Source organism: Paenisporosarcina sp. P4_E4_2 (assembly GCF_056401595.1).
The window spans coordinates 1-5106 of the sequence record NZ_JBFUJC010000228.1 but is presented as its reverse complement, the minus strand read 5'-3'; the positions used below and the strand labels follow the sequence as shown (position 1 = coordinate 5106).

At 39.7% G+C, this 5106-nt stretch carries 4 protein-coding genes and 1 pseudogene; all 5 read left to right on the top strand.

The features are described from left to right. Positions 1-199 precede the first annotated feature (199 nt). The gene (locus AC1DSB_RS14115; RefSeq protein WP_016429454.1) at positions 200-934 is read left to right on the top strand and encodes an EcsC family protein; all 735 of its coding nucleotides are present in this window, start codon (positions 200-202) and stop codon (positions 932-934) included. Beyond that, positions 931-1728: a DUF4097 family beta strand repeat-containing protein gene (locus AC1DSB_RS14110; protein WP_477586933.1), complete on the top strand. Its 798-nt coding sequence runs from the start codon at positions 931-933 to the stop codon at positions 1726-1728. Before AC1DSB_RS14115 ends, AC1DSB_RS14110 begins: the two co-directional genes overlap by 4 nt. 183 nt (positions 1729-1911) lie before the next feature. Next, positions 1912-2769, top strand: a complete 858-nt coding sequence (gene efeO / locus AC1DSB_RS14105) for an iron uptake system protein EfeO (protein ID WP_016429452.1) — start codon at positions 1912-1914, stop codon at positions 2767-2769. 5 nt (positions 2770-2774) lie between these two features. Beyond that, a complete protein-coding gene (gene efeB / locus AC1DSB_RS14100) occupies positions 2775-4049 on the top strand; it encodes an iron uptake transporter deferrochelatase/peroxidase subunit (protein ID WP_477532310.1) in 1275 nt (424 codons plus the stop codon). Then, a pseudogene (locus tag AC1DSB_RS14095) lies at positions 4024-5106 on the top strand (FTR1 family iron permease); the annotation flags it as partial. The gene efeB and the pseudogene AC1DSB_RS14095, both read left to right, overlap by 26 nt.

Here is a 5106-nt window from a genome sequence, read left to right as displayed (position 1 = left end):
CATATAGTATGTGTTTTTGGGGTGTATTTATTCATTGAAGGGGAGGGGGGTTCTAAAACTGTTATTTGATGTTTTTCAGCCGCTACTAAGCCTCAAGACGTAGAAGTAAACACTCCCTAGGTTCATTTTGAATACTTGATGAAAAGGCTAAACTTAATGGAATGATATAAATGCTTGTGAGTAGAGAAGGGGTGAACAATTGGTGGATTATACGATAAAGGTTGAACAAGAACTGATAATTTGGAAGCGGAAAATGACAAGACAATCCGGTCTCATAAGCCGAATATCCAAGAATGCACAGATGAGAATCAATGGCCTTCTTCCAGAAAAATTTCATAAAGTGATGACTGAAAGCATAAAAAACATGGTGAAAGCAACGCTCGCAGGATCGAACATTACGACGAAAAAACAGTTATCAACGGAATTAAGTCTTTATGAGCGAGACGAACTATTTAAGCAAAAGCTTTCCACGTTTAGAAAAACGGCGACGATTGAAGGAGCGGGAACAGGTGCTGGGGGAATACTTCTGGGAATTGCCGACTTTCCACTGCTGTTATCCATTAAAATGAAGTTTTTGTTTGAAGCTGCATCTGTGTATGGATTTGATACAACTAAACCAGAGGAACGTCTCTTTATCCTGCATATTTTTCTGTTGGCCTTTTCAAGCGAAGAAAAGCGAAAAAAAACATTGAGTATTATTGAAAACTGGGAGGAACAGAAATCTTTAGTCGCAGACATGGATTGGCGAGAATTTCAACAGGAATACCGTGACTACATCGATTTAGTGAAAATGTTTCAAATGCTGCCTGGTATAGGAGCGGTTGTTGGTGCATTTGCAAATTACAATCTGCTCGATCAACTCGGAGAATGCGCAATGAATTCATACAGATTACGTTTAATGCAAGATAAAGAAAAGGGAGCAGACACACGATGATTTTCAAAAATAAACTCGTCATTTCATTAATTCTATTGATTGTGATTGCAGGTGGCATGACGTTCATGTTCAATACAATGAAAGTGATTGCCGGGAGCGACAATAAGACAGTTCAAGAAGATTCATCATTTACAAACATTGAAGTTACAACAAACAATGCGGAAGTGATTATTGTACCGACCAAAAGCTCAGAAGCCACTGTTGAATATACAGGTGCTAATAAAAAGAAGAAATACATTTTTAATGTAGATGTAAAAGGGGATACACTTACCGTTCAACTAAAACAGAAACGTCGATTTTTATCTTTGTTCAATTTTCATACAGGTGACTTGAAACTCACTGTCAATGTGCCGGAAAAACAATATAAAGACCTCCAAGTAAAGAGTGACAATGGACGTATCATGGTAGAAAATTTACAGGTCGAGAAGGTAGTGCTTGAGACAGACAATGGCCAGATACAAGTTAAGGAAGTTGAAGCCAAAACAGTTAAGGTTGAAAGCGATAATGGCAAAATTATTTTGGACCATGTCCAAGGGGAAATTAATGGCTCTACGGATAACGGGAAAATCTCCTTGATTACAAATAAGATAGAATGGCCGATTGATTTAGAAACAGACAACGGTAGCATTGAGGTTAAAACTGAATCTGAACCGAAAAATACAAGGATTGACGCTAAAACGGATAATGGAATAGTGAACATCTTTGGTGATAAAGACAGCTATGTGACGTACGGCAATGGGAAATCTTTGATTAAGTTGAGAACAGATAATGGTCCAATAACTGTAACGAAATAAGAAGGGGTATAGTACGCCCAAGATTGCAGAGAACACGAAGATCCTCAGGGATTTTCGTGTTTTATATATCAAATATGTATTATGCAACGTTTCCTTCAAGATATCCCATAAACTTCCCTTGACTTCTCATTGATAATGATTATCATTGTTAAAGTAGATAAACAAAAAGAAAGAAGGATTATCATGAAAAAAATTGCGACGTTTTTATCATTCGTGCTACTTAGCACTTCTTTAGTTGGCTGCGCAGAAAAAGAAGAAGCTACGAAGCCTGAAGCGGCTTCAGAAACTGCTTCAGAAACTGTAGACTTACAAAACGAAGTTGATACATATAAAGAATTTGCGATTGAGCAAATGGATCAATTTGTCATAGAGACAGAAAAATTTGTTGAGGCAGTAAAAGCAGGAGACATTGAAGAAGCAAAAGCACTTTACCCGCTTGCCCGTATGTACTTTGAGCGCTCGGAACCAATTGCTGAAAGTTTCGGAGATTTAGATCCTCGTATCGATGCTCGCCTGGCAGACCTTGAAGAAGAAGGTAAAGGCAAAGAAGATTGGACTGGTTACCATAAAATCGAATACGGCCTTTGGGTAGAAAACACAACAGAAGGTTACGCAGAAACAGCTGATCAATTATTAGCAGACGCAAAAGAATTGCGTGCACGTGTTGAGACAGTAGAAGTAACACCAGACTTGATGATGACCGGGGCAGTGGATCTTTTAAATGAAGTATCGACTTCTAAAATTACAGGGGAAGAAGAAATTTTCTCTCACACCGATTTATATGATTTCAAAGCAAACATTGAAGGTGCGGAAGAAATTTTCCACATCCTAGAGTCAAAAATCGAAGCAAAAGATGAAAAATTAGCGACGAACCTGCAAGCAAAATTTGATGCAGTAAATGAACTATTGGCAAATTACGAAACAGGCGACAATGGGTTTGTTTCATATGAAGAGTTGACTTCAGAGGATACAAAATTGTTATCAGACGCTGTGAACCAACTAGGCGAACCGCTTAGTCAAATGGGCATAATAATGGAGTGAGTAAAATGACCTCAAACGATGAAAAGTGGTTGGAGAAGAAAATTTCAAGACGTGATATGTTGAAAATTGCAGGGGCAAGTGCAGCTGGAGCGGCTGTCTTTGCTTCTGGAATGGGGAACGTGGCGAAAGCACTCGGCTTTGAAATACTTGAAGACGACTCGACCGCGACAAATAAGATTTCATTTTACGGGAAGCATCAGTCGGGTATTACGACAGATGCACCATCCCACGTTTACTTTGCTTCGTTGAATGTGCTTGTTCAATCACAAAGCGAATTGCAGGAATTGTTTAAGATGTGGACTCCATTAGCAGTACGTTTAATGAACGGGGAGCAGCTCGAGGAGCTTTCTAAAGGTGGATTTACGCCACCTAAAGATACCGGAGAGTCAAAAGGATTGGATGCTTCTAATTTGACATTAACGTTCGGAGTAGGGCCATCATTATTCAATAACCAGAAGCTAGGTCTAGGTTTGAAACGTCCGGCTGAACTGAAAGAATTGCCACATTTCCCTAAAGATCAAATCGATGAAAAATACGCAGGTGGAGACATATGTATTCAGGCTTGTGCCGATGACCCACAAGTGGCTTTCCATGCAGTTCGTAATTTAGTGCGTGCAGCGTCAGGAAAAGTCTCGTTGCAATGGACGCAAACTGGATTCACTTCAACGCCTAAGCGAAAAAACAAAAAAGAAACGCCTCGAAATTTATTTGCATTTAAAGACGGCACGGTTAACCCAAGCCCGAAAAGTGCTTCTGACATGAAGGAAGTCGTTTGGGTTCAGCCGAATGAATCGAAAAGCTGGATGACAAATGGAACCTATTTAGTCGTGCGGAAAATCCAAATGCATTTAGAGACATGGGATCGAACTTCTCTTCAAGGACAAGAGGCAACTTTTGGCAGACATCGCGATAGTGGTGCACCACTCGGGAGCAAGAAGGAATTTGATGAAGTGGATTTAAATGCAAAAGATGAAAAAGGAAATCCTCACATTCCGGCTAATTCACATATGGCGCTTGCTCGTAAAGTGAAGGATCGAATTATGAGAAGAGGTTTCTCCTACTCAAGTGGCTTGATTGATGAAACAGGAGCGTATGACGCGGGCTTGTTATTCATTTCATTCCAAAAAAATCCTAAACAGTTTATTAACATTCAAAGCGCATTGGGACGTGATGATATGCTAAACGAATATATTACCCATCGAGGTAGCGGTGTCTTTGCTTGCTTCCCAGGTATACAAAAAGGGAGCTATATCGGTGAGCAACTTTTTAACATTCTTTAAGATACTTAGTCTAGTAACTATGTTGCTCGTTGTTCCTTCTCAAAACAACGTCTCTGCTGCACAGTCTTTTGGCCATTTATATATCGCTATTACTGATGCCATTATGAGCACAAAAAATGACGATGACGCAAAAGCTACTGAAGCGATTGAGACTTTTCAAACGGATTGGAAGCAACTGAACATTACTGAAGGGGAAGAATCCGCGGATGTAAATGAAGCGCTAGAAAAAGCTTCGAGTGCAACAACCAGCGAGAAACGATTGTCCGCATTGACGGATTTATCAAAAGCCCTGACAGCTTATGAGAAATCTGAAAATCCAGTAGATGAAAAAGCCAATCGTGAGGCCTTTCTGAAGGCAGTAGAGCCTTCTCTTAACGATTTGAAAACAGCAATCGATTCTAGCGATAAAGATGAAATCCAAGAGGCTTATTCCATCWTCCTGAAAAAATGGACGAAAAACGAGCGGGTTGTTCGCGAACAGAATATCGCAGCATACGGACAAATTGAAACACAAATGTCATTCATGCGAATTTCTTTAGCTGGTGACGAGCTCGATGTCACTAAGTTAAAGGAACAAGTTGAATCGTTGAATCAAACGATTCAGGACTTTGTTGCAGGAAAAGTGAAGAATGCGGAAGTCTCGGGAAACTATTCACTGGCGACGCTGACAGGTTTGTTGGATGAAAGTAAAGCATCTATTGAAGAAGGAAACTATAATCAGGCAGCCGAATCGTTGAAAAAATTCATCACAATTTGGCCAGGTGTTGAAGGAGAAATCCGTACGAAAAATGCCAGCTTGTATAGTGAAATTGAATCTGGTATACCTCTTCTTGTGAGTGATTTATTGCGTGACGATGTGGAAGCATCTGCAATTACGGGTAAATTAGATTCCTTTAAGCAGCAAATAGATTTCATTCAACAAGACACGACGTATAGTTTTTGGGACTCAGCCCTAATTTTACTTCGTGAAGGATTGGAAGCATTATTGATTATTTCGGCACTCATAGCTTTCTTGAAAAAAGCAGGTCAACAAGATATGCAGCGTTATATTTATGTT